Source organism: Marinobacter sp. NP-4(2019) (genome assembly GCF_003994855.1).
In the GTDB taxonomy this organism is placed as follows: Bacteria; Pseudomonadota; Gammaproteobacteria; order Pseudomonadales; family Oleiphilaceae; genus Marinobacter.
Window position 1 is genome coordinate 3,720,090 of record NZ_CP034142.1, and the last position, 26,751, is coordinate 3,746,840.

Below are 26,751 nucleotides of genomic sequence, written 5' to 3' on the forward strand. Positions count from 1 at the left end.
ACAACTCAAATCTGAAAATCGTAGATGGAGCCCAGACCCAGAATACCGGTCAACTCGTCCAGAGCCTTGCGGACTTCATCCAGCAGCATCGGATCCGCCAGATCCTCCGTCGACAACTCCTCACGGTAATGGGCTTCAACCCAGGTCGTCAGGCGCTCGTACAGGGCATCATTCAGCAGCACGCCATGATGCATGGCCTTGAGCTCATCATCGTTCAGTGCCACACGCAGGCGCAGGCACGCCGGGCCACCGCCATTGCGCATGGACTGTTTGACGTCAAACACTTCCACTGATGTGATCGGGCTGTCGCCTTTCACCAGGTCATCCAGATAACGGCTGACCGAAGGAACCTCACGGCATTCTCCGGGCACCGCCAGCAACATACCATCGGCGATGTTCAGCAACTGACTGTTGAACAGGTACGATTGCACCGCATCCTCGATGGGCACCTCGGCATTGCTGACACGCACGGCCTGCAATTCGGCGCCGGTCAACCGGCTGCGGATATCGGCCAATACCTTCTCTTCCTCAAGAAAAGCCATTTCGTGGTAGAACAGAGTATTGGCATTGCCCACGGCAATTACATCGTTATGGAACACACCGGCATCAATGGCCGCAGGATTTTGCTGGGCAAAAACCACGTGGCTGTCACTCAAACCGTGCAGGCGGGCGATGGCCTGTGAAGCCTCCAGGCTTTGTCGTGCGGGATACTTTACCGGAGCCGGTGCCAGTTCATTGAAGGCTACCTGACCATAGACAAACAACTCCACCCCCGGCTCACCGTAACGGCTGCACAGGCGGGTATGGTTGGCCGCCCCTTCATCACCAAAATGACTGACCGAAGGCAGTGCCGGATGATGGGCAAACCAGGCATCATCCGCAAAAATGGACTTCAGCACCCTGCCAGTTACCACATGCTCAATGGAGCGGTGAAACTTGGCACTGAGGTTAGCCGGTGTGAAGTGCACGCGATGATCCGAGGTATCCGCACTGGGTGACACCGTAGCCGCATTGGCGGTCCACATCGCTGAGGCCGAAGAGGCCGCGGCCAGAATCGACGGGCTTTCTTTGGCAACGGCCGCCAGCACAGCCTTGTCCGATCCGGTGAACCCCAGCGCCTTCAGCGTCGGAATGTGAGGCCGCTCGTGGGGAGGCAAAATGCCCTGAACGTAGCCCCGATCCGCCAGCCGCTTCATCTTGGCCAGGCCCTGAAGCGCCGCTTCTTTGGGGTTGGACACCGCATTCACATTGGACTTGGACGCCACATTGCCCCATGACAGACCGGCGTAATTGTGAGTGGGGCCAACCAGGCCATCGAAATTGGCTTCTACCGCGTGCTTGGGCATGTGTCCGTCCATCAGTCGTCGATCAATCAAAACTCAAACCGGGCGCCAGGCTGTCCGGCATCTCACTTTTCTTCGCTTCCAGCGAGGCCATCGGCCACGCGCAGTAATCCGCTGCGTAGTAGGCGCTGGGGCGATGGTTGCCACTGGCCCCCACACCTCCAAACGGCGCCGCGCTGCTGGCACCGGTCAGCGGACGGTTCCAATTGACGATACCGGCGCGCACTTCATCTGCCAGCCGCTCGTAGAGCTTGCGATCATCGGTGAGAATGCCGGCGGACAAGCCGTAACGGGTATTGTTTGCCAGCTCCAGTGCCTCGTCAAAACTCTTGTAACGATAGACCGTCAACAACGGCCCGAAAAACTCCTCGTCGCTCAGATCCAGGCCAGTCGCATCAAGAATACCGGGAGATAACAAGCCGGTATCGGGCTTCAACTGCCTCATTTCCAACAGCGAGCGCGCGCCTTTCTCAATCATGCTGCCCTGCACCGACAGCAGCTTCTCTGCCGCTTCTGCAGAGATCACGGACCCCATAAATGGCTGAGGCTCGGCGTCGAATTCACCCACCTGGATGCGAGCAGCGACTTCCGTAAGACGCTCGATAAAACGGTCCCCTTTGGTGCCCTTGGGAACCAGCAAGCGACGGGCACAGGTACAGCGCTGCCCCGCCGACAGAAAAGCAGACTGCAAAGCATGATGGACAGCGCCGTCGACGTCAGCCACATCCTGCACAATCAACGGGTTATTGCCCCCCATCTCCAAAGCCAGAATTTTCTCCGGCTGGCCGCCAAATTGTTCATGCAGCAAGTGCCCCACCGTGGAGCTGCCGGTAAAGAACAGACCATCGATACCCGGGTGGCTGGCAAGGGATTTGCCCGTAGGAGCCGCGCCCTGGACCAGATTGATGACACCATCCGGCAAGCCGGCACGCTCCCAGAGTTTAACGGTAATTTCGGCAACGCCCGGGGTTAGCTCGCTGGGTTTGAACACCACGGTGTTACCCGCCAGCAGGGCCGGCACAATGTGACCGTTGGGCAAGTGGCCGGGAAAGTTATAGGGGCCGAAAACCGCCACCACACCATGGGGGCGATGACGCAACACCGCATGACCACCAGCCACCTCGGATTCCGAATGACCGGTACGCTCATTGTAGGCCTTTACAGAAATACCGATTTTGCCAATCATTGCCGCCACTTCGGTGCGCGACTCCCATAGCGGTTTACCGGTTTCCAGACCGATCTGATGAGCCAGCTCTTCCTTGTGTTCCTCCAGCTTCTCACCAAACGCCTCGACCAGGGCCTTACGCTCAGCAAACGACTTCCGGCGCCACTTTACAAAGCTGTTGCGAGCTTCACGAACCGCCGCATCCACGTCCTCCAGACTGGCGCTTTCGCCATCCCAGACCGTGTCGCCGGTGACTGGCTGGATCGACTCAAACGGTAAACCGTGGCCTTGCAGCCATAAACCATCAATAAATAATTCACCTGTCAGGTTTGCCATAACGTGCACCTCCCGGTACTTGAGTCTGAAGTGTGGCGTCTTTCAAAGGGGCTAGGTGAACCTGATCGCCGGATTCCACCAGCAGAATGTCCGCCACCTCCTTATTAAGGGTGACAGTATCGGGCCCGATACATTCCGCTGGTATGGTGGTTACCCGAAAGTCCCGGAACGAGACGTTGGAAATCATCACCCGCTCCGACGCTGGCGAATTCAGGTCCATCGGTTTATGACTGATCAGAACATACCGGTTTATCGTCTCCCGCACCGTGCGGATATTGTGCACAAAGGCTTCCACCACAGGCCCACCATCAAAAATATCCACCAGCCCGTTAAAGTTGAATCCTTCCGCCTGCAGCATCCTCAGGGCGGGCGCGGTGTTGTCATGAACCTTGCCCACAACCGCCCGGGCCGCGTCTGGCAGCATCGGCACGTATATGGGGTACTTCGGCATCAACTCGGCAATAAAGGATTTGTTGCCAAGCCCCGACAGCATGTCGGCCTCACTGAATTCCATATCAAAAAACTGGCTGCCCAGGGCGTCCCATAACGGGCTACGCCCATGTTTGTCCGACACCCCCCGCATTTCCGCGAATACTTTTTCCGAAAAATGCTTGCGGAAACTGTCCAGATACATGAAACGACAACGGGACAGCAGCAACCCGTTACCACCGCCACGATGACTGTCAGACAACAACAGCGAACAGATTTCCGTTGTGTCGGTCATATCGTTGGACAGATGCAGGGTGGGAGTACGCACATGTACCCCGAGCTCCCGCGAGGCATTCACCGCCACGCTCAATCGGTAGTTGTAGAACACTTCATCCAGCCCCACCCGGGCCTGGATGCCACTGATACCGACACAGCGCCTGAGTTCAGTATCTTCCAGGGCAAACAGGTACAGGCCGGCTTCCGGGGCACATCGCTGGTTAAAGGTTTCCCGGGTATGCTGAATCTTGCGTTCAAGTAACGCCCGGTCTGCGGGTAAAGTGGTCAGCCCCTTCCCTGCATTCCGCGCCATATCGTACAAAGCATCCAGATCGGTTTCCTGCAACGGACGGATTACCAGCATGGCAGCCTCCCCGAACACGTAGGCTTGTTGATCATCATAGTGGCGCCATCCTTACGTCATCACCAGAGCTGCACTCCAGACATTTCCAGGTCTTCACCGGTACCTTGATTTCATTCCTTAGGGTTTCACCCAGGGGGGTCAGGGTGCAGCGGAATTGCTCGCCCCGCCCGGCCGATATCAGGCAGGTATCGCCGTTATCGCCTGGACTACCATGCAGTACCGCACGGCGACTGGTTACCACGGTTCTCAGGCAGTCCGTTCGGGCTTCCAGAACAGGGCCCGCGTCGAAAATGTCCACGTAACACCCTGCACTGAAGCCTTCATGCTGCAGCAGCTCATAGGTTGGCCTGGTAAGCTCATGGGGTTGCCCGAGCGCTTCCTGGGCGGCATTGGAGAGCAAAGTGACGTAGATCGGATTGGGCGGCATCAGCTCGGCAATAAAGGTCTTGCTGAGCAGGCCTGAATACTGATCTGCGGTTTCAAAATCCATGTCGAAAAAATGCCGCCCCAGACTGTCCCAGAATGGCACTTCTCCATGACTGGTCTGGACTCCTTGAATTTCCACTACGATGCGGCTACTGAAGCACTCCCGGTGCTCGGCAATAAACATCAAGCGGGAACGGGAAAGCAGCTCGAAGGCTTCGGTTCCCTTCAGTTCGGAGTCGATGGCAAAGGCACACAGGAGCGAGGTGTCCGTCAACGCATGTGATGGGTACAGCACTTCCACCCGGCGGGATACGCCCAGTTCATGGGATGCATGGATCAGCGCATCCCTTCGATAATTATAGAAAGGCTGGCCGTTGCCAGCACGGGCATCGATACCGGCGACGCCATGGATCTTGCCGGTGGTGGTGTTCTGAAGCACAAACAGAAAGCGGGCAGACTCTCCGGTTTTGAGTTTACCGGCAAAGGAGCGGGCTGAGCAGTCTATCTTGGCCGCCAGTGCGTCTTCCTGTTTTGGCAGGGTCGATGACAACCTTGCACCCTGTTTGCCAGAGATGCCCAGTACCTCTTGCAGGTCATCCATTTTAATCGGACGGACCAACCACATAAGGCCTCCCTTAATAATGGTTTTGGCTACTTTTGGGATAGGTGTAGGGGGGGGACGATTATTTTTTCGCCTTGGAACTCGCTGCGCTCAGACAGGCGGCGCAAAAAATAATCGTCACCCCACCTACACTCGTATCCTTGTGTTTGCCTTCCCTGAACCCACTGCCGTGTTAATTGCTGGCTTCAGTTACCTTCTTTACAGCTGCTTCAAAACGTTCGAGCGCATCTTCGATATCAGGCTCCGGGATGATCAGGGACGGCGCCAGCCGAACCACGTTGGCACCCGCCACCAGGACCATCACACCTTCGTCCAACCCCGCGTTCAGGAACTCCTTGGCCCTGCCCTGCCACTTTTCGGTGAGAACGCAGCCCAGCAGCAAACCGGCTCCGCGGACTTCGCTAAACACACCATAACGCTCGCCGATGGCCATCATGCCTTTCTGCAGGCGCTCGGAACGCGCCTTGACACCTTTGAGGATATCCGGCTGACTGACGGTGTCGATGACTTTCTGGGCAACTGCGCAGGCCAGCGCGTTGCCGCCGTACGTGCTGCCATGAGTGCCGACACTGAGGCTTGCAGCCACTTTGGCGGTGGTCAGCATCGCAGCCACAGGGAAACCGCCGCCCAGACCCTTGGCGCTGGAGAGTATGTCGGGAACGACATCGTACATTTCGTAGGCGTAGAGATAACCGGTACGCCCGACACCACTCTGGACTTCGTCGAACACCAGCAGGGCGTCGTTCTCGTCGCAGAGCTGACGCAGACCTTTGAGGAATTCCGGATCGGCGGGCATAACGCCGCCCTCACCCTGAATAGGCTCCACCACCACAGCGCAGGTCTTGTCTTTGGAGATCAGTTTGCGCACCGACTCGAGGTCATTAAACGTGGCATGGTGAATTCCGCCGGGCGCGGGCTCGAAGCCTTCCAGGTACTTGGGCTGCCCACCGACGCTGACGGTAAAGAGGGTGCGGCCATGAAACGAATTGGTAAAGGAAATAATTTCATTCTTTTCAGGACCGAAATGCTCCCAAGCATAGCGCCGGGCAAGCTTGAACGCAGCCTCATTGGCTTCCCCACCGGAGTTGGCAAAGAACACCCGCTCTGCGAACGTAAGATCACAAAGGGTCTTGGCCAGACGCAGTGCCGGTTCGTTGGTCATGACGTTGGACAGATGCCAGAGCTTCTCGGCCTGGTCTGTTAACGCCCCCACGAGACCAGGATGGGAGTGGCCAAGACAGGTCACGGCAATGCCGCCCTGAAGATCCACAAACTCACGGCCTTCCTGATCCCAGATGCGGGAGCCTTCTCCACGTACCGGAATGATTGAGCCGGGAGCGTAGTTCGGCACCATGACTTCATCAAAAAGTTCGCGACTGACGGGTTCTCTGTTCATCGGGCTCTCTCGGAAACGGTTCAAAGAATTAAAGCTGTATTTATCATACGCCACTCAAGGCATGAGCACATCCGCCCGGGTAACGCCTGCCCCCTACCACCCTTTCACCTCCGTGTCAGAAACGAATATCAATTCCGGTAATCCGGTCACGGCCCGACCTTCCACCCTCAGCTCCGATATCTGGGAACGCGGGCGTTATAGCGCCTGAATCAGTACTTTTGGAGGGCATAGTTTAATGTTACTCCGAACTGCGAATCGCAGATGCCTGTAAAGCAACGAATTACGTGTATAGACATTCGTCTAATTAATGCGCAAATTTATTTGAAATGTCACAGATTCGTAACTACTTTGAAGTGGGTCCAACAAAAATAATGTGTGGAGACAACAACGATGCAAAGCAACAAACTGAGAATGGCAATTCGTGCAACGGCTGCGGCCACTATTCTGGGGGTTAGTGCGCAGGCCAACGCAGTCAGCTTCAACGCTGGCGACTACGACGTAAGCCTGTATGGCTATGGTCGCCTCAATGCTTCTTACGATATTGACAGCAACCAGGCGCTGAGCACGCGGTCTGGTTCATACAGTGGTCTCGTCAACAACGACGATGCCCCAGACGGCCACTTCGGCGCGGATGCATTCCAAAGCCGGATCGGCCTGGTCACCACCTCACCGCAGGGTGTGAAAGTTAACGTGGAAGGCGACTTCCGCGGCAGCGGTGGCGGTTCACTGCGTCTTCGCCATGCCTATGGTGAGTACAATGGCGTACTGATGGGTCAGACCTGGTCAAACTTCACCAGCTTCGTGGGTAACACCTCGACACTGGACTTTGACTCCCTGCCAGGTGTTGCTGGCTACCAGTCCCGTACCGCGCAAGCGCGGTATACTTCCGGTCCTCTGTCCATCTCCCTGGAAGATCCGCAAAGCTCTTTCCTCTCGGGCGACGCAAATGCTATCCAAAAGGATGCCTTGCCAGCACTCACCGCTCGCCTGCAGGATTCAGCCGATGGTCTGTCGTACTCGGCCGCCGTCCTGGTTCACCAAGTAGGTTATGACGACGGTGATAACGATGAAAGCGCCGCTGGCTTCGCAACATTCGTAGCAGCGAAAATGGCGCTGAGCGACATGATCACCGTTCAGGGCTCGCTCAGTTACACCGATGGTGCCAACAGCTATCTGTACCGCTCCGGTGACAACTTCGGCGCTGCAAGTGCCTATGTTGATGTTGACGGCGACGTAGAGACCATTTCAGGTTACGGTGGCTCTGTTGGTGCAGGTATCAACCTGGGTGGCGGTCGCAGCATCAACATCGGTTACGGCATGGTCGAAGTAGACTGGGACGATGCTGAAGACGACGCACTTTTTGCAGCACTGGTTGCTGACCAGAGCGAAACCAACTCTGCCGTCATGGCCAACTACCAGTGGACTCCGGTACAAAACGTCATGATGGGTGTTGAATACCAGTTCCTGAAGCGTGAAAACGTCAGTGGCGACGATGGCGATGCCAACCGCCTGCTGTTCGCCGCGCAGTACAACTTCTAAACTCCTTTAGAAGTTAATTCAGGAGAAACCCCGGCCGAGTGCCGGGGTTTCTTCTTTTGGGGGACACCATCTCAAAAGTCCGGCAAGGCGTGGGTGGGGGTGTCTGGTAAAAAACACCGCCTGTCTGAGCGCAGCGAGTTCAAGCGGAGTTTTTTACCAGACACCCCCACCCGCGCCCTACCACCAAAAGAAGGATTACTCCCCAGCCCGCAACCGAGTCCGAACCCCACGCGAAGCCATCACCCCAATTACCTCCATCAAAGAAAGCACCCCCCGATCATGAGTACGCGGCGATTTCCCCTTCCCCATACGGCCAAGCTGCCGGGTATACCAGCTCACTTCCATCAACGCCATATCGTCAATCAACCGGATACCGGTTTTAATAGGCTTCACTGCACTGGTAAACGACTCACCGGCCATAATCCGCTTCGGACAGTCAGGCTCGACCGCCAAAGGCCGCGCGATACCGACCAGATCAGTTGCACCCGAGGTAATGGCATCCGCCATCCCGGTTTCCGTGCGGAAGCCTCCGGTCACCATTAATGGCACATCCACCCGCTCACGCACCTTCTCCGCAAACTCCAGGAAATACGCCTCCCTCGCCAGCGTACTCTGCTTCACTTCACCGTTCTCTTTACCAACCCCCGCCCCCTTGGCCATCGCCGGATTCTCATAATTGCCGCCGGAGATCTCCACCAGATCAATACCGCGATCCGCCAGCGCCTCAATTACCGCCAGAGACTCTTCCTCGGTAAAACCACCCCGCTGGAAATCCGCCGAATTCAGCTTAATGCCCACATTAAAGCCATCGCCGGTTGCGCCACGAATCGCCTTATACACCTCCAACACAAACCGCATCCGTTTTTCAGCCGTACCACCCCACTCATCCGAGCGCTGGTTGTGATGAGGCGACAGGAACTGGCTCACCAGATAGCCGTGGGCACCGTGAATCTGTACCCCGCTGAAACCCGCTTTCTCCGCAATCGCCGCACTTTTCGCAAAGCGTCGGATAATGTCCTCAATCTCCGGACCGGTCAGCGCCCTCGGCGTGGCGAACATACTCCGCATCTCCTTGCGAAACGGCACCGCACTGGGAGACACCGGATCCCGGTTCAGCATCTTCGGACTCTGCTTGCCCGGGTGATTCAGTTGCATCCAGATCTGGTTACCCCCAACCTTCCCGGCCTCCGCCCAGGCTTTCAGCAATTCCAGATCCCGCTCATCCTCCAACACCACATTCTGCGGCTCACCAATATGCCGACGATCCACCATCACGTTGCCGGTAATCGACAGCCCGGTACCGCCCTCGGCCCAGGTGCGGTAAAGCCTCACCAGGTCTTTGGTGACACGGTTATCGATGGTGCCCAGGGTCTCGCTCATGGCGGACTTGGCAAAGCGATTGGGAATAACCGCTCCGTTTCTCAGGGTCAGCGGTTGCGAAAGCGTTTCAGCGGCGTTCATTGATCGGTCTCCGTAGGATGTATGGGTTTATCCGAGGGCAAGAGTCGATCATGGAGAGGAAACAGAGTGGCTACATTGGCCGGAAAGACCTGCAGCCTATGGCACACAGGAGTACCATAAAAGACCCTGAATACTGAATGTCAGCGAGAATGCGGAGTGATCGATCCGTACCAACCGACAGAAGCAGAACTGCTGGACCGGCTCTGTCACGCCAACCACCGGGTGTTGGTGGTGGGAGAGTCCGGCAGTGGCAAAACCACCCTGATCCGCCGGCTGATGGCCGGACTCGCCACCAGGGGACGCAACAGCTATTGCCTGAACTGTGACCCCGGCCTGCCCGGCTTTGGGGTACCAGGCACCCTGGCGCTGGCTCGCCTCGACGGCGGTGAATGGGCAATCTCCGCCAGCGAACCGCTGTGCACCCTGGATGCCGGCCGCTTCAGGATGCCCCTAGTGATGGCCGTCAACCGGTTGCTGGCACAGCTACCAAAACCTCCAAAGGCCACCCTGTTCCTCGACACCCCTGGGCTGGTTCGGGGTGTCGGTGGCGCCGAGTTGCTCCAGGCCCTGGCCACCACGGCTCATATCGACCTGTGCGTGGTCCTGGCCCACGAAGGCCATCCACTGCCATTGACCAACGAGCTGAAGTCCCTGCCGGCCAGGGTTATCACCATAACCTCGCCTCCTCAGGCCCACCGCTTGCCACGGACCCAGCGGGTTCTTCAGCGCAGCCAACTCTGGAAAGAGCACCTGGGCAAGGGCCACACTGTCAACCTGGCACCGGACCAGTTGACCCTGCTGGGTACGCCACCGCCCCTGAACACCCAGAAAGCCTGGCTCGGCCGCCAGGTGGCCCTGTTCCATCGGGGTGAATTCCAGACCCTGGCCGAAGTTCAGGAAGTATCGCCCACACACATACAGGTGAAAACCGCCAGCCGGCCCGTCGACGTCGACCAACTGCTGGTGCGTAACGCCGTCTACCGGGACAACCGCCTGCACACTGCCCCCAAACCGCCCCCTAAACCAGAGCCCACACGCCCGGCGGCCTCCAGCGCCACAGAAGTAAAAGTGGAACTCGGTGCACTCACCAACATCACCCGTGAGCCCCAGGTGGCGGTACGGGCGGGAAATGCCGTGGCGACGCTGGTCAACGGTGTTACGGGCGACCCGTTATTGCAGTTGCGAATGCTGCACAAGGCCCGCAGCCTGCTGTTCGATATTGGCGATACCGGCCGGATGCCACTGCGGGCCGCCCACCAGGTCAGCGATGTGTTTATCAGCCATGCCCACGCCGACCATATTGGCGGCTTCCTGTGGCTGATCCGGTGCCGCATCGGGCATTATCCGCCCTGCCGCCTGTTTGGCCCGCCGGGCTTGCATGGGCATGTGTCAGGTATGGTGAATGGCATCCTGTGGGACCGGGTGGAGGATCGCGCTCCGAGATTTATCGTCCACGAATGGTACGACGACCATCTCAAGCGCTGGCAGGTCACCGCTGGCGAGGCCCAGGCCACCCCTCTGGAAGCCGTGGCCATCCAGGATGGGGTTGTGCACCGGGAGGCGGGTTTTGTTGTTCGCGCCACCCAGCTCGACCATCGGGTTCCGGTCATGGCATATGCCTATGAGCCTCACTGTCAAGCCAAGGGACGCGGAGATCAGTTGGACGCCTTAGGGATAGTAGCCGGTGAGAAAGTCGTGTACGCCACCGATTTCCGGGACAGCCCCGAGAACATTCGCAAGCTGAGCGAACTGGCCCGGGGTGCTCACACCCTGTTCTGCGAGGCTTCCTTCCTGGTCGCTGACCAGGACCAGGCAGAACGCACCCAGCACCTGACGACCGAGGCCTGCGCCCGCATCGCCAACCTGGCCGAGGTCCAGCAATTGGTTGCCTTTCACTTCTCCCACCGCTATGAAAAGCAGCGGGAACGGGTGTACGAGGAACTGCAGAAGTATACTGACAGGCTGGTGGTTCCCCGGAAGAGTGAATCCCGCCCTGATGATGGCTTTGCGGCTGCTCCGTAGCCCGAAGGCTACCGGAGCGATACCGCCAGGTTTTACAGAAGCAGGGAGCGAATATCCCCGAGAAGCTGACTCAGCAACGTGGTGAATCGCGCCGCATCCGCCCCGTTCACCGCCCGGTGATCGTAGGACAGCGACAGCGGCAGCATCAGCCGCGGCTGGAAATCCTTGCCATCCCAGACCGGCTTCATCGCCGCCTTGGAGACACCAAGAATCGCCACTTCCGGCGTATTCACGATCGGCGTGAACGCCGTGCCCCCGATACCACCCAGACTGGTGATGGTAAAACAGGCACCCTGCATTTCCGCCGGTTTCAGCTGCTTGTCCCGGGCTTTCTGGGCCAGGTCCGCACTTTCCGCGGCCAGCTCCCACAGTCCCTTCTTGTCCACATCGCGGATCACCGGCACCATCAGCCCGTGGGGGGTATCCACCGCAATACCGATGTGAATGTACTGCTTGCGGATAACCTCCTTGCGCTCCATGTCCAGCGACACATTGAACTGCGGCAGTTCCGCCAGCGCCGTGGCACAGGCCTTCAACAGGAACGGCAGCGGTGTCATCTTCACACCCTTCTTCTCGCCGGCCGCCTTCTGCGCCTTGCGGAAGTCTTCCATGTCGGTGATGTCGGCGTCCTCAAACTGGGTGACGTGGGGTACGTTCAGCCAGCTGCGCTGCATGTTGTTAGCCGTAGCAAACATCATGCGCGACATGGATTCACGCTCGATCTCGCCAAACTGGCTGAAGTCCGGCAGTTTCACACCGGGAATGCCAGCGCCACCGCCGCCAGCCACTGTGCTGCCCTGCTGCGTCTGCTGCAGCTGGCTCTTCACATAGGCCTGCACGTCATCTTTCAGGATGCGGTTTTTCGGGCCAGAGCCCTTGATCCGGGTCAAATCGGCGCCGAACTCACGAGCCAGCTTGCGCACCGCCGGGCCGGCGTGAACCTTGGCACCCGGAGTTGGCGGCTCGTAGGTTGCAGAAGCCTGTTCCGGCTTAGGCTCCTCACGCTTGCCTGCCGGCTCGGGTTTGCTTTCCGGTTTGGTATCAGCTGACTCTGCAGGTTCAGCGGATGATTCCTCACCGCCTTCTTCCACAACGGTCATTTCAACCAGGTCGAGACCTTCGGAGATCTTGTCGCCTTCGGACACCAGGATCTTGCCAATCTTGCCGGCAAAGGGAGACGGGATCTCCATGGTCGCCTTGTCGGACTCCACGGTGACCAACGCGTCGTCAACCTCGACCTCGTCGCCCTCGCTGACGTTGATCTCGATCACCGGCACGTTGTCGAAACCATCCAGTGCTGGCACCTTCACAGTTTCCTTGCGGGAACCGCCGGATTTCTTCGGCGCCGGCTTGTTCTCCTCGACCTTGTCTTCCGATGTGGCCTCAGTCTCTGCTTCCTTGCCGGAACTTGTGTCTTCATCAGCGCCCTTATCCTCGCCGGAATCACCTGCGGCGCCGCTGGCTTCCATCATGCCGACCACGTCGCCTTCCTTGACCTTGTCACCCACCTTGACGGTGATTTTGGTGATCTTGCCGGCACCGGGCGATGGCAGCTCCACCGACGCCTTGTCGGACTCAACCGTCAGTATCGGATCTTCTTCCTCAACCGAATCCCCCTGGCTGACGAGGACTTCAATAACCTCGACCTCGTCTGCACCGCCGAGATCCGGAACCTTGATTTCCTGTTCACTCATGGCGGTCTCCTTAGCTCAGCACCGGGTTCGTTTTGTTGCGATCGATTCCGTACTTGCGCATGGCTTCAAGAACCACCTCTTCCTTGATCTCACCGTCCCGTGCCAGAGCCGAGAGCGCGGTGACCGCCACGTAGTAACGATCCACCTCGAAGTGACTCCGCAGTTTCTCGCGGGTGTCACTGCGACCAAAACCGTCGGTTCCCAGGGTCAGGTAGGTTTTGGGGATGTAGGCACGCACCTGCTCGGACAACAGCTTGATGTAATCCGTGGAAGACACCACCGGACCCTGCTGTTTCTCCAGGCATTGGGTGATGTACGCCTTCTTGGGCGTGTCATCCGGATGCAGACGGTTCCAGCGTTCGATGTGCAGGCCGTCGCGAGCCAGTTCGTTAAAGCTGGTCACGCTCCAGACATCACTGGCAACGTCAAAATCGTCCTTCAGTAACTGGGCGGCAGCGCGTACCTCATTGAGGATGGCGCCGGAGCCCATCAACTGAACCCGAGGGGTCTTTTTGCGACCCTTGGTTTCGACGGACTCAAACAGGTACATGCCCTTGATGATGCCGTCTTCCACCTTCTTGCCTTCCGGCATGGCGGGCTGTTCGTAGTTCTCGTTTTCGATGGTCAGGTAATAGAAGACATTGTGGTTGTCTTCAAACATCTCCTTGATGCCATGCCGGATAACCACGGCCATCTCATAGCCATAGGCCGGGTCGTAGGCCTTACAGCTGGGAATGGTCTGCGCCAGTATATGGCTGTGGCCGTCCTGATGCTGCAGGCCTTCGCCGTTGAGCGTGGTGCGCCCGGCGGTGCCACCAACCAGGAAACCACGGGCCTGGATATCGCCAGACGCCCAGGCCAGATCGCCCACACGCTGGAAGCCGAACATGGAGTAGAAAATGTAGAACGGCACCAGCGGGAAGTTGTTGGTGCTGTAGGAGGTCGCCGCCGCCATCCAGGCCGCCATGGAACCGTCCTCGTTGATTCCCTCCTCGAGGATCTGACCTTTCTTGTCTTCCTTGTAGTACATGATCTGGTCACGGTCTTCCGGCACGTACTTCTGGCCTTCCGACGTGTAGATGCCCAGCTGACGGAACATGCCCTCCATACCAAAGGTACGGGCCTCGTCCGGCACGATCGGGACCACCCGCTTACCAATGCGCTTGTCCTTGGTCAGGGCCGTCAGCAGGCGCACAAACGCCATGGTGGTGGAGATTTCACGGCCATTGGAGCCTTCCAGCAATGCCTTGAAGGTATCCAGCGGCGGCGTCTGCAGCGGCTGGCAGTCCTTGCGGCGCTTGGGATAGAAACCACCCAGTTCCTGCCGGCGCTTGTTCATGTAGACAATTTCCGGGCTGTCCGGCGCCGGTCGGTAGTAAGGCACATCCTTGAGCTCTTCGTCCTTCAGCGGTACGGCAAACCGGTCGCGGAAGGCCTTGAGTTGTTCTATATCGAGTTTCTTCAGGGAGTGCGCGGTATTCTGGGCCTCACCGGCGCTACCGAAACCATAGCCCTTGATGGTATGGGCCAGAATCACCGTCGGCCGCCCGCCATTGTTGTGGATGGCGTGATGGTAAGCCGCATAAACCTTGTAGGGGTCGTGCCCCCCGCGGTTGAGCTTGTTGATGTCCTCGTCGGTGAGGTTCTCCACCAGCTTGGACAACTCCGGATACTTGCCGAAGAAGTGCTTGCGGGTATAGGCCGGACCGTTGCTCTTGAAGTTCTGCAGATCGCCATCCACAGCTTCGTCCATCACCCGCTGCATGAGGCCGTCCTTATCCTGTTCGAACAGTGGGTCCCACATGCGACCCCAGACCACTTTCAGCACGTTCCAGCCGGCACCGCGAAACACACCTTCCAGCTCCTGGATGATCTTGCCGTTGCCACGCACCGGGCCGTCCAGGCGCTGCAGGTTGCAGTTGACCACGAAGATGAGGTTGCTGAGGTTCTCGCGACCGGCCATGGAGATGGACCCCAGGGTTTCCGGCTCGTCGCACTCGCCGTCACCGATAAAGCACCATACCTTGCGGTCGCCCATATCGATCAGCTCGCGGCTGTGCAGGTACTTCATTACGTGGGCCTGGTAGATGGCCTGAATCGGACCAAGCCCCATGGATACCGTGGGGAACTGCCAGTAGTCCGGCATCAGCCAGGGTGGGGGTAGGAAGACAGGCCATTGCCGTCCACCTCTTCCCGGTACTTGTCCAACTGCGCTTCGTCAAAGCGGCCTTCCAGATAAGAACGGGCGTAGATGCCCGGTGCGGAGTGGCCCTGGAAATACACCAAGTCCGATTCCCGTTTTTCATCACCGCCGTGGAAGAAGTAGTTAAAGCCGACATCGTACAGCGTGGCTGCCGAGGAGAACGAAGACACGTGGCCACCCAGTTCACCCGGGCGCTGATTAGCGCGCAACACCATAGCCATGGCGTTCCAGCGGATCAGCGAGCGAATACGGCGCTCCATGAACAGGTCCCCCGGCATGCGGGCTTCCTGAGTGACGGGGATGGAGTTACGGAATGGCGTGGTGATCGAATAAGGTAGCTCGGTACCGTCGCGACTGGCTCGTTCAGAGAGCCTTTCCAGAATATACTTGGCGCGGTCGACGCCTTCCTGTTCGATAAGAGACTCCAGCGCGTCTAGCCACTCACTGGTCTCGATGGGATCATCGTCCTGGTACATCAAACCCTCCCCTTGGCATCAAAAAAGGCCACTCGGCCACGATCAGCAGCCAGGTGCCTGCGGTATCATTCGCTGCGGTGAATTGCAGAACCTGTTGTTTTGGATATTTCAGCCTGACTAGTGTCATCAAGCATAGAACAGCTTGGCCAACTTTACTGCCTGGACACCTTTGTATTCGCGGCTTTTGGCCAAAAGGTATGAGCCTGGCCGGCAACTGCTCAGTTCTCGCCCGTCATTGTGTAGTTTTTTTACTACAAAACCAGATAAACATTCAACTGTAAGGGCTATTAACGGATCGCCATAAACTTTTCTTGCGATTACTTACGTAATAGTGACGGGTTTTCGACCATCAAACAACCAAGTCTAGACCAATGTCGTAGTATTCCTATCAGAGCACACCTATCCTTATCACGCTAAACGAATCGCCCCTCCGACATTAATAACTTTTCACCACATTTCGATGTATTTCCAAGATTTTCAAAGAATTTGATCAACAATCTCTGCCTACGCTTCAGGATTTTTTAATTAGACCTGAAAATAAAATTCGATTTATGTATACTTGCCTGCCCGTTTTTTAACCAGGGGAGTGGTGGCAACCCCCATCCTCCTGACATTGGCATTCAACCAGAGGGCGATCTATGAACTCCATCGTCACGTTCCCGAACCGCATCCCGACTGCCGAGTTCGAAGAGCGGCGCTTCAAGGTCTATACCGACCGCCAGCTCGACAAGATTGAGGTTATCCAGAATCTCCCTGAAGAGACCCTGTTCGAAATGAAGGTTGTCGCCAGCGTTCTGCCGTTCCGTGTCAACGAGTATGTGATCAACGAACTGATCAACTGGGACAAGGTACCGAACGATCCGATCTACCAGTTGGTCTTCCCCCAGAAGGGCATGCTGAAGGACGAACATTTCGAACGTATGGCAAAGATGCACCGGGAAGGTGCCGACAAGAAGGAAATCCAGGCCGTTGCCAAGGAAATCCGTGACGAGCTTAACCCCCACCCGGCCGGCCAGATGGAAATGAACATGCCGGAACTGGATGGCGAGGTTCTGGACGGCGTTCAGCACAAGTATCGCGAAACCGTCCTGTTCTTCCCGGCCCAGGGGCAAACCTGTCACTCCTACTGCACCTTCTGTTTCCGCTGGGCGCAGTTTGTCGGTGACAAGGACCTGAAAATGGCCAGCACCGAAGCCGAGAAACTGCACGGCTACCTGCAGGAGCACACCGAGGTCACTGACCTGCTGGTCACCGGCGGCGACCCCATGGTGATGAAAACCAAGAACCTGGTGCAGTACCTGGAACCGCTGCTGCAGCCAGAGTTCGACCACATCCAGACCATCCGCATCGGCACCAAGGCCCTGACCTTCTGGCCTTATCGCTTCGTGACCGATAAGGACGCGGACGAGCTGATCGATCTGTTTGCCCGCCTGGTCGATGCCGGCAAGCACGTGGCGATCATGGCACACTATAACCACTGGCAGGAAATCACCACCGACATCGCCGAAGAAGCGATCCGTCGCATCCGCGCGACCGGCGCCGAGATCCGTGCCCAGGGCCCGCTGATCAAGCACGTCAACGACGACGCTGACGCCTGGGCCAAACTGTGGAAGAAAGAAGTGCAGCTGGGCATCATCCCTTACTACATGTTTGTGGAGCGGGACACGGGCGCCAAGAACTACTTCGAGATTCCGCTCGCCGAGGCTTACCACATCTACCGCGAGGCAATGAAGCAGGTCTCAGGCCTGGCCCGCACCGCACGCGGCCCCTCGATGAGCGCCGGTCCAGGCAAGGTGGAAATCCAGGGCATCACCGAAATCAAGGGTGAAAAGGTATTCGTCCTGCGCTTTCTGCAGGGCCGCAACCCGGACTGGGTGCAGCGCCCGTTCTTCGCAAAATACAGCGAAACGGCCACCTGGCTGCACGAGCTGGAGCCTGCCCTGGGAGAGGAGAAGTTCTTCTTTGAGGACGAGTACGAGCAGATGAAGAAGGGAAATGGCTGAAGCCAGCCCCTTCCTATGCTGAACTGAAGGCGCCGCTAGTCCGGCGCCTTCATGTAATCCCGCGGTGAGCAGCCTGTCCAGCGTCGAAATGCACGACTGAAGTTGGTGACATCGGAATAGCCCAACAGATCCGATACCTGACCAATACTTTTCTGCCGCAGGGCAAGCAGACGCTTGGCATGTTGCTGACGTATCGATTCCACCAGTTCCCGGAACACCACCCCTTCCCCCTGCAACTTGCGCTGCAGCGTTCGGGGCGTCATATTCAGCTTTTCCGCCACCGCCTCGATCGAGGCGAACCCCAGCTCCTCATCGAACGCCAGGTCCCGCACCTGTCGCACCAGTGACCGCCCGCCCCCGAGTCTGCCGAGCTCTTCCTTGCACTGCTCACGCGCCACACGGGCCGCCACCGGATCAGCCATAACCAGAGGATATTCCAGAATCGAGGCGTCGAAGATAAAGCCATTGAAGTCGCCGTCAAAGATCAGCGGGCCGGCAACCAGGTGCTCAAACCGATCCATGTAGGACGGCCTCGAAAAACGGACAACCCCTTCGCCATTGAGCCTTCGGCCGGTGAGCGCTTCTGCCATGGAGGCAAACCCCGTCAGGAGAAACTGCGCACCGACTGCTCCGAGCTGATAGCGCGCATCCCGCTCACTCAGGGTGAGACGTACACGATCACCCTCCCGGTCCAGAGACAATGTCAGATCGGACGAAGGCACACCGAAATAAGCCCTGGCGATCTCAAGCGCTTCGCCCAGGGTTTTTACTACCATGGCAGCTTGCCCGATCACCCCGTGACACGACACCTTCATCTGCAGCCCCAGCAGAAAACCGATGCCGGGCTCACCAGTCAGCTCAATCGCTCGCTGGATAAGTCGCGAAAAGCTTTCTCTGGGCAGGCGGAATCCGCTGCCCAGCAGGTCTTCGATCGAAAGCCCCTCTCCCGACAATAACTGCTCAACCGGGATATTCCACCGCTCAACCACATCGATCAGCAGCAGAACGTAGGTGCCCGGAACAGTAGGCTGACTGGAAACAATTGAAACGGCTGTCATTGGAGTTGTCGCCTAATGATCGTTTTTTGTCGTGCATTCATAGCCGGGTTCGGCGTGGACACACTCACAATAGCAGCAGATATCACCAGGTACAGGTGCCTGATTGCCAACCACAACCGTTAAAAAGGTCAAAACCATGTCTGTTGATCCAAGCACCATGACCGATGCGGAGAAAACCGATGTTATCCGCAAGACCATACTCGAAGAGGGAAGAGCGCTTCGTCGCCGTCACCCGTGGCTAGAGAAACACCAGAACCTGATCGGGGCATCGATCATGGCGGTTTCCCTGCTGGGCATGATCGCCAGTGGAGCACTTTATGTAATCGGCACCATTCCCTGGTGGGTGTGCGTCCCGGTGACGGCCATTTTCGCCTCCTTCATCCACGAACTGGAACACGACCTGATTCATCTGATGTACTTCAAGAACCGCCCCTGGGCCAATGATCTGATGCTGGCGCTCGGCTGGCTGGCACGGGCCAGTACCGTCAGCCCGTTTGTCCGGCGCAAACTTCACCTGCACCACCACAAGTTCAGCGGCACCGAGAGCGACCTGGAAGAGCGGGGCATTACCAACGGTGAGCGTTGGGGCTTAAGGCGTTTGTTGATGACCGGGGATAACATGATGGCGATTTTCCTCCGCCCGTTTACCATGCAGCGCGCCGTGCGCCAGTATATCCGCTCCCAGAAGCCGGCATCACGGGGCGAAGCCAGAAAGATGAGCCTGCAGCAGATACTCGCCTATGCACCGCTGGGCAACATTTATTACCTGCTGTTTCACAGCTGGGTGGTCGCCCACGTGGTCCTTTTCACCGCCCAGATCAGCGGCAACCCGCTCACCCTGTCTGCCGAGCTGTCAGCGGCCATGAGCATTCTGAACACCTTTGCCGTGGTGTATATGCTGCCATCTTTCCTGCGCACATTCTGCCTGCACTTCATCAGCTCCAACATGCACTACTACGGCGATGTTGAAGCCCGGAATGTGATGCAGCAATGCCAGGTCCTCAACCCCTGGTGGCTGATGCCCATGCAGGTTTTCTGCTTCAACTTCGGCAGCACCCACGCCATTCACCACTTCGCGGTGCGGGAACCTTTCTATATCCGGCAATGGACGGCACCGGCCGCCCACAAGGTGATGAGAGAGATGGGGGTTCGTTTTAATGACTACGGCACGTTTCTGAGGGGGAACCGCTTTTACAGGGAGACTTCTGCGGAGAAGCGTCAGGCAGCATGAGTCCGACGACGCACGCTGCCCGCACCCATCAATGCATCAGCGTGTACAGCTTCCGCCGATAGGTCCTGACGTCCGGGTTGTTGTTGCCAAGCTTGTCGAACAGTTCGATCAATGTGGTCTTGGCAACCTCATCCTTGTACTTGCTATCCGACTGCATCAGGCGGATCAGCAGCTCCATCGCCTGAGCGTTGTTTTCCTGCAGAATGTGGTGCAGCGACAATTGGTGCAGGGCGTGGGGATCTTTCGGATCCTGTTCCAGCGCCATTTCCAGATCCTTAACAGGCGGTAACTCTGCCGATTGTCTGAGGAACTTGATGCGGGCCGCCAGCTGTTTGGCCTGGTGCTGCAGCTTTTCTTCCGGCGGCAGGCTCTCCAGCACCTGCTCCGCGGTTTCCAGATCCCCCATTTCAGCCTTCAACTGCGCCAGATCGATCAGGACCTTGAGGTTCTCGGGATCTTTCTGGTTCATTTCCGTCAGGATCGCCAACGCGCCTTCCACGTCACCACCCTCCCAGAGGCGGTGGGCTTTTTCGTAGGGATCTTCCTCCGGGGCTTCCACGTGCTTATCCAGCACCTTGCGGATCTCGCTCTCCGGCAACGCACCGTTGAAGCCGTCCACAGCCTGACCATCCTTGACCAGAATGACCGTCGGCAAACTGCGCACACCCAGCGATGCGGTCAGTTGCTGTTGTTCGTCGGCATTCACCTTGGCCAGAATGAAGCCCCCCTGATATTCATCCGCCAGCTTTTCCAACAATGGCATCAACTGCTTACAGGGTGCGCACCACTCCGCCCAGACATCGACCAGAATGGGGGTGGTTGAAGACGCTTCCATCACTTTTTGCTGGAAGTTCTCCATATTGGCTTCAAAAATATAAGGCGAATTGCTCATCAGTGGCACCTGAACAGGTTGGGAAAGTTCGTTGCGTTTGCCATGGTATTGGGGGCAAGCCGACGAATTTCAAGGTTCACGTACATCTTTGAGGGATGTCCTTGAAATACCTGCAACTGACGTTACATAAGCTATAAATGACACGTCGGGGCGGTCGTGCCCCTAACCCAACTTTCCGAATGGATACTGGCACGGTATGAACGAAGACAACCGTAATGACTCTCTTGAAGAATTCCAGGAAGACGTCACCGAATACATCGGTAAAGATGAGAACAGCAAGGGTCTGGCTCTTCCCCAACAATTAATGCCCCGACGCATGTACGTCCTGCCGGTGTCCAACCGCCCGTTCTTCCCGGCGCAGGTGCAGCCGGTGGTCGTCAATCAGGATCCATGGAACGAAACCCTCAAGCGTGTAGGGGAAACCGACCACAAGGTCTTGGGTATCTGTTTTGTTGACACCCCGGACCCGGAGCACAGCATCCCCGCCAGTGAGGAACTGGAAACCATGGGCTGTGCGGTCAGGGTACACCACGCCCAGCAGGAAAATGGCAAGGTCCAGTTTATTGCCCAGGGCCTGCAACGATTTCGCATTGTCCAGTGGCTACGTCGCAAGCCACCCTACCTGGTGGAGGTGGAGTACCCCAAAGAGCCCGAAGAAGAGGCCGATGAACTCAAGGCCTACACTCTCGCCATCATCAGCGCCATCAAGGATCTTTTGCGCACCAATCCCCTGTATGGGGAAGAGGTGAAGCAATACCTGTCCCGCTTCGGCCCGGACGACAGCTCCCCCCTGGCCGATTTCGGCGCCTCGATGACCAGCGCCAGGGGCCAGGAACTGCAGGAAGTGCTGGATACCGTTCCCCTGCTCCGCCGCATGGAGAAAGTGCTGCTGCTGATGCGCAAAGAACAGGAAGTGGCGCGCCTGCAGGCGGAGATCAGCGAGGAAGTGAACGACAAGGTGCAGAAGCACCAGCGCGAATTCTTCCTGCGAGAGCAGTTGAAAGTCATCCAGCGCGAGCTGGGCATGGCCAAGGACGACAAGACCGCGGACGTGGAGCGCTTCCAGGCCCGCATGGAAAAACTGAACCCGCCGGAACAGGTCAGCGAACGTTTCAAAGACGAAATCGAAAAACTACAGGTGCTGGAGCAGGGATCACCGGAGTACGGTGTCACACGCAACTACCTGGACTGGCTGACCCAGGTGCCCTGGGGCCTGACATCCGAAGACCACTTCGACCTGGCCGAGGCGCGCCGGATACTGGACCGCGACCACGATGGCCTGGACGACGTCAAGGACCGTATTGTCGAGTTCCTTGCGGAAGGTACCTTCAAGGGTGAAGTCAGCGGCTCGATACTGCTGCTGGTCGGCCCGCCGGGCGTCGGCAAAACCTCCATCGGTCATTCAGTGGCGGATGCCCTTGGCCGCGAGTTCTACCGCTTCAGCGTCGGCGGTATGAGAGACGAAGCCGAGATCAAGGGCCACCGCCGCACCTACATTGGCGCCATGCCCGGCAAGTTTGTGCAGGCACTGAAGGACGCCAAAGTGTCCAACCCGGTGATCATGCTGGACGAGATCGACAAGATAGGCGCGTCCTATCAGGGAGACCCGGCCTCCGCCCTGCTGGAGACCCTGGACCCGGAACAGAACCGCGAGTTCCTGGACCATTACCTGGACGTGCGCATGGACCTGTCGAAGGTGCTGTTTATCTGTACCGCCAACCAACTGGACACCATTCCCCGCCCGCTGCTGGACCGCATGGATGTGATCCGGCTGTCCGGCTACATCGCGGAGGAAAAGCTGGCCATTGCCAAACACTTCCTGATGCCACGCCTGCTGAAACGGGTGGGGCTGCTGAAAAAACAACTGAATATCACCGATGCAGCACTGAAACAGGTCATAGAAGGCTACGCCCGTGAAGCCGGGGTGCGGAACCTGGAAAAAATGCTGCACAAGATCATCCGCAAGGGCATTGTGCGCTTACTGGAAGATCCGGACACACCGGTGAAAGTGGGCGTAGCTGACCTGGCGACCTACCTCGGGCAACCCTCTTTCCGCAAGGAAAAATCCCTCAAGGGCACCGGCGTGGTAACCGGCCTGGCCTGGACCGCCATGGGGGCGCCACGTTGAGCATCGAAGCCTCCCGCATCCACAGCTCCCAGCGCGGCTTCAAACTGACCGGGCAACTCGGGGACGTGATGAAGGAATCGGCGGAAATCGCCTACAGTTACGTGTCATCAAACCTCAAGCGCTTCAAGGGCGACCCCACCTTCTTCGACAAATCCTTCGTGCACCTGCACGTACCGGAAGGGGCAACACCCAAGGATGGCCCAAGTGCCGGTGTCACTATGGCCACCGCCCTGTTGTCCATTGCCCGCCGCGAAGCGCCACAACAAAACATCGCCATGACCGGCGAACTGACCCTGACCGGGCAGGTGCTGCCGGTTGGCGGTATCCGCGAAAAAGTCATCGCCGCCCGCCGGCAGAAAATCAATAACCTGATCCTGCCGGAGGCGAATCGGGGAGATTACGAGGAACTGCCGGACTACCTGAAGGAGGGGCTGACGGTGAATTTTGCCAAGCAGTACAGCGATGTGTTTCAGGTGTGCTTCGGGGATAAGCCCAAGCGGGGGTCTTCGGTGCATTGAGAGCCGGTTTGTCGGATTACGCTTCGCTCATTGTGCCGTTCACCGGTAAATCCGACCTACTGGAATGTGGCAGCGAGATGGCAGGTCGGCCTCGGGGAGGGGCCAGCCCCCCAATTCAGGCCTTCTCCTTCCAGCCATCGTCCTTCAGCACCGGCCCGACATCGAGCACCGGCGAGGCGTCGATATCGTCGGCATCCATCATATTGGCCACCCGCTGAAGCGACGCGATAATCATGGTCTGCTCCCACTCATGCAGGCTCTGGAACTTCTTGATGAAGTCCTCCTGCAGGGGCTGGGGCGCCCGGGCAAGGATATCCGCGCCATCCTCAGTCAGATGCGCATGCACCTTGCGCTTGTCCCGGGTACTGCGCACACGGTAGACCAGTTGCCGGTGCTCCAGGCGATCCAGAATGGTCGTCACCGTCGCCTGGCTGAGGCTGACCTTGTCGGCGATGGTCCCTATGGTCACCTCGCCCAGGTCACGGATCGTCCGCATAATCAATAACTGCGGCCCGGTCAGACCGGCATGTTTGCTCAGGCGCTTGGAATGCAGGTCGGTTGCACGAATGACACGTCTCAGTGCCACCAGCACCTGTTCATAATTGTTCACGGCACTACTCCGATCCGGGATCACGGCCCCATTCTGATTGAAATCGGAGGCGTTTACCTGTTTCGAGTAAAGCACTTTGCCACTCGCCATCGGCTTCAGCCTCAATGTCCTTGCATGCAATTTATTTATACCACTAACTATTAGAGGTCTTTATTCCTGCAATTGCAAGTCGGCATTTTACCCAGCCATTCGATTTTCCAGCATTTTTTCAGACAGCCACTATGCTAAGGTCACCGTTTTCAGACATTCCGTACATGGACAAGGCTCAATGACCACTCATTTCATCCAGCAGACTCTTCAGCCCCGTTCCCGGTTGCTGCCTTTGCTCACAGGCTTCCTGCTCACCATGCTCATCGCCACCAGCGCCCAGGCACAGCAATCCACGGAACCACCCGATGATCTCAGTGCAGAAGACGTTGAACAGCGCATTGAGAATCTGGAAAAGCCCATGTACACCCCGTTCGTGGAACTTTACCTGCTGGAAGAAAGCAAAGCCCTGCGCAAAGAAATGCAGAACACCAGGGCGGAACTCATCGAGAAGGTCGTCGACAAAGAGCTGTCCGTTGCGGACAAGACCATGTCCTACGCCACCGACACGGTGACTTACTTCTTCTACCTGATTGCCGGTGCCACCTCCATCCTGGTGGTGATCGGCTGGAACTCCATACGAGACATGCGCAACCAGCTCACCAGCCTGGCCGAAAAACGGGTGAACGAACTGGTGGTAGAGTACGAAAAGCGACTGAAATCCATTGAGGAACAGCTGCAGCAGAAATCCGACATAATCCACCAGAACCAGGCGGAGATTGAGCGCACTAACGAAGTGCATTCCCTGTGGCTCAAAGCCAGCCAAGAAACCTCCCAACAAAACAAGATTTCCGCCTACGACCAGATCCTGGATCTGCGGCCGGACGACGTGGAAGCCCTCAGTTACAAAGCCGACGCAGTGCTGGAGATGCAGGAACCTTTATGGGCCATCAGCCTGTGCCAACGCGCACTCAAACTGGCACCGGATAATGGCCATGCGCACTATCAACTGGCATGCGCCTACGCTGAAATCGGGCGCTGGGAGGATGCCGTGGCTACACTCCAGAAGGCCATCGACATCTCCGAAGCCTACCGTGACGATGCCTCAGTGGATCCGAGTTTCGAACAACTGCGGGATCACGACCGTTTCAGGACCCTCATTTTCCCGGACACCGAAGACAACCATCAGGATGACTAGACCGGCAGCGGCACAGTCTTTGCTGCAACATCTTATGAATTTTCAAGGCTTGATGTTCCGGAGCAAAGACTGCCCGATTAGCTTGACAAGCTGTAGGGTGTGGTGTTTGTTTAACTCTCTGAGAACATAAGAATAACCCTGAACACGACAGGACAGACCCAATGAGAACTTCAGTAAAGAAACTCGTAACCGCTGTTAGCACTTCCATCGCCCTGATGGGCGCGGGGCATGTTGCCGCCGAAATCAAGGTTGGCATTGCCGGACCGATGACCGGCCCCGTCGCGCAGTATGGTGACATGCAGTTCTCCGGTGCCCGCATGGCCATTGAGCGCATCAATGCCGATGGCGGCGTCAACGGTGAAATGCTGGAAGCCGTGGAAGTGGATGATGTCTGCGATCCCAAGCAGGCGGTCACCGTGGCAAACCGCCTGGTGAACGAAGGCGTTCGCTTTGTGGTCGGCCACCTGTGTTCCAGCTCTACCCAACCGGCGTCCGACATCTACGAAGACGAAGGCATCCTGATGGTAACCCCGGCCTCCACCAGCCCGGACATCACCGAGCGCGGATACGAACTGGTATTCCGTACCATCGGCCTCGACAGCATGCAGGGCCCGGTTGCCGGGGAATACCTTGCCAGCCTCAATCCCGAGCGCGTTGCCATTGTTCATGACAAGCAGCAATATGGCGAAGGCATTGCCACCGCAGTCCGCGACACCCTGAAGAACGCCGGCATTGAAATCGCCATGTTTGAAGGGATTACTGCCGGAGACAAGGACTTCTCATCCCTGATCACCAAACTGAAGCAAGCCGATGTCGACTATGTCTACTATGGGGGCTATCACCCGGAACTTGGGCTGATCCTGCGGCAGGCGCAACAAGCCGAACTGGATGCCGTATTCATGGGCCCTGAAGGTGTTGGCAACAAGGACATCAACACCATCGCCGGTGACGCCGCAGAAGGCCTTCTGGTCACACTCCCTCCCAGCTTCGACCAACAGGAAGAAAACCGGGATCTGGTTAAAGCGTTCGAGGAAAAAGGTGAGGACCCCTCCGGCCCGTTCGTACTGACCTCCTATACTGCCGTCCAGCTTATCGCTGAAGGTATTGAGCAGGCAGGCTCGACCGATCCGTTTGATGTCGCAGAAGCCCTGCGCAGCGGCTCGTTTAATACCCCCATCGGTACCGTTGAGTACGACGACAAAGGTGATATGAAGTCCTTTAAGTTCGTTGTGTACGAATGGCATTCAGATGGCAGCAAAACTCCGGTAAACTGAGCCGAAATTGTTAAAAAACGGTAACAATGAGAACACCTTCTCACCGCGATCCGGGAGAAG

16 protein-coding genes and 2 pseudogenes are annotated in these 26,751 nt (G+C 57.5%); 7 read left to right on the forward strand and 11 right to left on the reverse strand.

The annotated features are described in order from the left end of the window. Positions 1-5 precede the first annotated feature (5 nt). From astB to EHN06_RS17020, 5 genes are all read right to left on the reverse strand, one after another. Positions 6-1,346 carry an N-succinylarginine dihydrolase gene (astB, locus tag EHN06_RS17000; protein WP_127333703.1) on the reverse strand — a complete coding sequence of 447 codons (1,341 nt, stop codon included), beginning with the start codon at positions 1,344-1,346 and terminating at the stop codon, positions 6-8. A gap of 22 nt (positions 1,347-1,368) precedes the next feature. Next, positions 1,369-2,844 carry a succinylglutamate-semialdehyde dehydrogenase gene (gene astD, locus EHN06_RS17005; protein ID WP_127333704.1) on the reverse strand — a complete coding sequence of 492 codons (1,476 nt, stop codon included), beginning with the start codon at positions 2,842-2,844 and terminating at the stop codon, positions 1,369-1,371. Then, complete coding sequence (astA, locus tag EHN06_RS17010) at positions 2,825-3,913, reverse strand: arginine N-succinyltransferase (protein WP_127333705.1); 1,089 nt, start codon at positions 3,911-3,913, stop codon at positions 2,825-2,827. Before astA ends, astD begins: the two co-directional genes overlap by 20 nt. 34 nt (positions 3,914-3,947) lie before the next feature. Then, positions 3,948-4,964 (reverse strand): arginine N-succinyltransferase, encoded by a 1,017-nt coding sequence (locus EHN06_RS17015; RefSeq protein ID WP_127333706.1) that lies wholly within the window; start codon positions 4,962-4,964, stop codon positions 3,948-3,950. Positions 4,965-5,133: 169 nt separating this feature from the next. Continuing rightward, positions 5,134-6,357: an aspartate aminotransferase family protein gene (locus tag EHN06_RS17020; protein WP_127333707.1), complete on the reverse strand. Its 1,224-nt coding sequence runs from the start codon at positions 6,355-6,357 to the stop codon at positions 5,134-5,136. Positions 6,358-6,747: 390 nt separating this feature from the next. On the opposite strand from EHN06_RS17020, the gene EHN06_RS17025 reads away from it, so the two are divergent. Continuing rightward, complete coding sequence (locus EHN06_RS17025) at positions 6,748-7,896, forward strand: DcaP family trimeric outer membrane transporter (RefSeq protein WP_164735627.1); 1,149 nt, start codon at positions 6,748-6,750, stop codon at positions 7,894-7,896. A gap of 195 nt (positions 7,897-8,091) precedes the next feature. Here EHN06_RS17025 and EHN06_RS17030 read toward each other — a convergent pair whose 3' ends face one another. Further along, positions 8,092-9,357, reverse strand: a complete 1,266-nt coding sequence (locus EHN06_RS17030; RefSeq protein WP_127333708.1) for an NADH:flavin oxidoreductase/NADH oxidase family protein — start codon at positions 9,355-9,357, stop codon at positions 8,092-8,094. Between the two features lie 156 nt (positions 9,358-9,513). Between EHN06_RS17030 and EHN06_RS17035 the strand changes: the two genes are divergently transcribed. Next, positions 9,514-11,379 (forward strand): Clp1/GlmU family protein, encoded by a 1,866-nt coding sequence (locus tag EHN06_RS17035; protein WP_127333709.1) that lies wholly within the window; start codon positions 9,514-9,516, stop codon positions 11,377-11,379. Positions 11,380-11,411: 32 nt separating this feature from the next. Here EHN06_RS17035 and aceF read toward each other — a convergent pair whose 3' ends face one another. Next, on the reverse strand, positions 11,412-13,073 hold the full coding sequence (aceF, locus tag EHN06_RS17040; protein ID WP_127333710.1) for a dihydrolipoyllysine-residue acetyltransferase: 1,662 nt from the start codon (positions 13,071-13,073) through the stop codon (positions 11,412-11,414). Positions 13,074-13,083: 10 nt separating this feature from the next. Further along, a pseudogene (gene aceE / locus EHN06_RS17045) lies at positions 13,084-15,752 on the reverse strand (pyruvate dehydrogenase (acetyl-transferring), homodimeric type). 638 nt (positions 15,753-16,390) lie between these two features. Between aceE and EHN06_RS17050 the strand changes: the two are divergent. Next, positions 16,391-17,755: a KamA family radical SAM protein gene (locus EHN06_RS17050; RefSeq protein WP_127333711.1), complete on the forward strand. Its 1,365-nt coding sequence runs from the start codon at positions 16,391-16,393 to the stop codon at positions 17,753-17,755. A gap of 35 nt (positions 17,756-17,790) precedes the next feature. On the opposite strand, the gene EHN06_RS17055 is transcribed toward EHN06_RS17050, so the two are convergent. Then, a complete protein-coding gene (locus EHN06_RS17055) occupies positions 17,791-18,813 on the reverse strand; it encodes an AraC family transcriptional regulator (protein ID WP_127333712.1) in 1,023 nt (340 codons plus the stop codon). 136 nt (positions 18,814-18,949) lie between these two features. On the opposite strand from EHN06_RS17055, the gene EHN06_RS17060 reads away from it, so the two are divergent. Then, a complete protein-coding gene (locus tag EHN06_RS17060) occupies positions 18,950-20,044 on the forward strand; it encodes a fatty acid desaturase (protein WP_127333713.1) in 1,095 nt (364 codons plus the stop codon). Between the two features lie 28 nt (positions 20,045-20,072). On the opposite strand, the gene trxA is transcribed toward EHN06_RS17060, so the two are convergent. After that, positions 20,073-20,936, reverse strand: coding sequence for a thioredoxin (gene trxA, locus EHN06_RS17065; RefSeq protein WP_127333714.1), 864 nt, complete (start codon positions 20,934-20,936; stop codon positions 20,073-20,075). A gap of 196 nt (positions 20,937-21,132) precedes the next feature. Here trxA and lon point away from each other — a divergent pair. After that, a pseudogene (lon, locus tag EHN06_RS17070) lies at positions 21,133-23,582 on the forward strand (endopeptidase La). A gap of 115 nt (positions 23,583-23,697) precedes the next feature. On the opposite strand, the gene EHN06_RS17075 reads toward lon, so the two are convergent. Continuing rightward, positions 23,698-24,192 carry a MarR family winged helix-turn-helix transcriptional regulator gene (locus tag EHN06_RS17075; RefSeq protein WP_127333715.1) on the reverse strand — a complete coding sequence of 165 codons (495 nt, stop codon included), beginning with the start codon at positions 24,190-24,192 and terminating at the stop codon, positions 23,698-23,700. 346 nt (positions 24,193-24,538) lie between these two features. On the opposite strand from EHN06_RS17075, the gene EHN06_RS17080 reads away from it, so the two are divergent. Both EHN06_RS17080 and EHN06_RS17085 read left to right on the forward strand, forming a co-directional pair. After that, entirely contained in the window at positions 24,539-25,417 is an 879-nt protein-coding gene (locus EHN06_RS17080; protein WP_228257495.1) for a tetratricopeptide repeat protein, read from the forward strand. Between the two features lie 161 nt (positions 25,418-25,578). Next, entirely contained in the window at positions 25,579-26,691 is a 1,113-nt protein-coding gene (locus EHN06_RS17085) for a branched-chain amino acid ABC transporter substrate-binding protein (protein WP_127333717.1), read from the forward strand. Positions 26,692-26,751: the final 60 nt, after the last annotated feature.

Excerpts from the sequence above, each read along its gene's own strand:
- EHN06_RS17030 (WP_127333708.1), bottom strand. The coding sequence starts at position 9,357 with ATGAACGCCGCTGAAACGCTTTCGCAACCGCTGACCCTGAGAAACGGA.
- EHN06_RS17055 (WP_127333712.1), bottom strand. The coding sequence starts at position 18,813 with ATGACAGCCGTTTCAATTGTTTCCAGTCAGCCTACTGTTCCGGGCACC.
- EHN06_RS17085 (WP_127333717.1), top strand. The coding sequence starts at position 25,579 with ATGAGAACTTCAGTAAAGAAACTCGTAACCGCTGTTAGCACTTCCATC.
- EHN06_RS17080 (WP_228257495.1), top strand. The coding sequence starts at position 24,539 with ATGCTCATCGCCACCAGCGCCCAGGCACAGCAATCCACGGAACCACCC.
- astB (WP_127333703.1), bottom strand. The coding sequence starts at position 1,346 with ATGCCCAAGCACGCGGTAGAAGCCAATTTCGATGGCCTGGTTGGCCCC.
- EHN06_RS17025 (WP_164735627.1), top strand. The coding sequence starts at position 6,748 with ATGCAAAGCAACAAACTGAGAATGGCAATTCGTGCAACGGCTGCGGCC.
- EHN06_RS17050 (WP_127333711.1), top strand. The coding sequence starts at position 16,391 with ATGAACTCCATCGTCACGTTCCCGAACCGCATCCCGACTGCCGAGTTC.
- EHN06_RS17060 (WP_127333713.1), top strand. The coding sequence starts at position 18,950 with ATGTCTGTTGATCCAAGCACCATGACCGATGCGGAGAAAACCGATGTT.
- aceF (WP_127333710.1), bottom strand. The coding sequence starts at position 13,073 with ATGAGTGAACAGGAAATCAAGGTTCCGGATCTCGGCGGTGCAGACGAG.
- EHN06_RS17015 (WP_127333706.1), bottom strand. The coding sequence starts at position 4,964 with ATGTGGTTGGTCCGTCCGATTAAAATGGATGACCTGCAAGAGGTACTG.
- astD (WP_127333704.1), bottom strand. The coding sequence starts at position 2,844 with ATGGCAAACCTGACAGGTGAATTATTTATTGATGGTTTATGGCTGCAA.
- astA (WP_127333705.1), bottom strand. The coding sequence starts at position 3,913 with ATGCTGGTAATCCGTCCGTTGCAGGAAACCGATCTGGATGCTTTGTAC.
- EHN06_RS17020 (WP_127333707.1), bottom strand. The coding sequence starts at position 6,357 with ATGAACAGAGAACCCGTCAGTCGCGAACTTTTTGATGAAGTCATGGTG.
- trxA (WP_127333714.1), bottom strand. The coding sequence starts at position 20,936 with ATGAGCAATTCGCCTTATATTTTTGAAGCCAATATGGAGAACTTCCAG.